Source organism: Citrobacter sp. Colony219 (genome assembly GCF_019382635.1).
GTDB lineage: Bacteria > Pseudomonadota > Gammaproteobacteria > Enterobacterales > Enterobacteriaceae > Citrobacter > Citrobacter youngae.
Genome location: NZ_CP080033.1, coordinates 413,185 through 414,519, shown reverse-complemented (window position 1 = coordinate 414,519; position 1,335 = coordinate 413,185). Strand labels below are relative to the sequence as shown.

Here is a 1,335-nt window from a genome sequence, read left to right as displayed (position 1 = left end):
CCTATCAACGTCGTCGTCTTCAACGTTCCTTCAGGAGACTTATAGTCTCAGGGAGAACTCATCTCGGGGCAAGTTTCGTGCTTAGATGCTTTCAGCACTTATCTCTTCCGCATTTAGCTACCGGGCAATGCCATTGGCATGACAACCCGAACACCAGTGATGCGTCCACTCCGGTCCTCTCGTACTAGGAGCAGCCCCCCTCAATTCTCCAGCGCCCACGGCAGATAGGGACCGAACTGTCTCACGACGTTCTAAACCCAGCTCGCGTACCACTTTAAATGGCGAACAGCCATACCCTTGGGACCTACTTCAGCCCCAGGATGTGATGAGCCGACATCGAGGTGCCAAACACCGCCGTCGATATGAACTCTTGGGCGGTATCAGCCTGTTATCCCCGGAGTACCTTTTATCCGTTGAGCGATGGCCCTTCCATTCAGAACCACCGGATCACTAAGACCTGCTTTCGCACCTGCTCGAGCCGTCACTCTCGCAGTCAAGCTAGCTTATGCCTTTGCACTAACCTCCTGATGTCCGACCAGGATTAGCTAACCTTCGTGCTCCTCCGTTACTCTTTAGGAGGAGACCGCCCCAGTCAAACTACCCACCAGACACTGTCCGCAACCCGGATTACGGGTCCACGTTAGAACACCAGCCATTAAAGGGTGGTATTTCAAGGTTGGCTCCATGCAGACTGGCGTCCACACTTCAAAGCCTCCCACCTATCCTACACATCAAGGACCAGTGTTCAGTGTCAAGCTATAGTAAAGGTTCACGGGGTCTTTCCGTCTTGCCGCGGGTACACTGCATCTTCACAGCGAGTTCAATTTCACTGAGTCTCGGGTGGAGACAGCCTGGCCATCATTACGCCATTCGTGCAGGTCGGAACTTACCCGACAAGGAATTTCGCTACCTTAGGACCGTTATAGTTACGGCCGCCGTTTACCGGGGCTTCGATCAAGAGCTTCTCCTTACGGATAACCCCATCAATTAACCTTCCGGCACCGGGCAGGCGTCACACCGTATACGTCCACTTTCGTGTTTGCACAGTGCTGTGTTTTTAATAAACAGTTGCAGCCAGCTGGTATCTTCGACTGATTTCAGCTCCATGAGTAAATCACTTCACCTACATATCAGCGTGCCTTCTCCCGAAGTTACGGCACCATTTTGCCTAGTTCCTTCACCCGAGTTCTCTCAAGCGCCTTGGTATTCTCTACCTGACCACCTGTGTCGGTTTGGGGTACGATTTCGTGTTACCTGATGCTTAGAGGCTTTTCCTGGAAGCAGGGCATTTGTTACTTCAGCACCGTAGTGCCTCGTCATCACACCTCAGCGTTA

Annotated in this window: 1 rRNA gene (only partly in view); it reads right to left on the bottom strand. The window is 52.4% G+C overall.

The annotated features are described in order from the left end of the window. Positions 1 to 1,335 (bottom strand): 23S ribosomal RNA (locus tag JTI85_RS01830) (it continues 1,507 nt past the right edge of the window).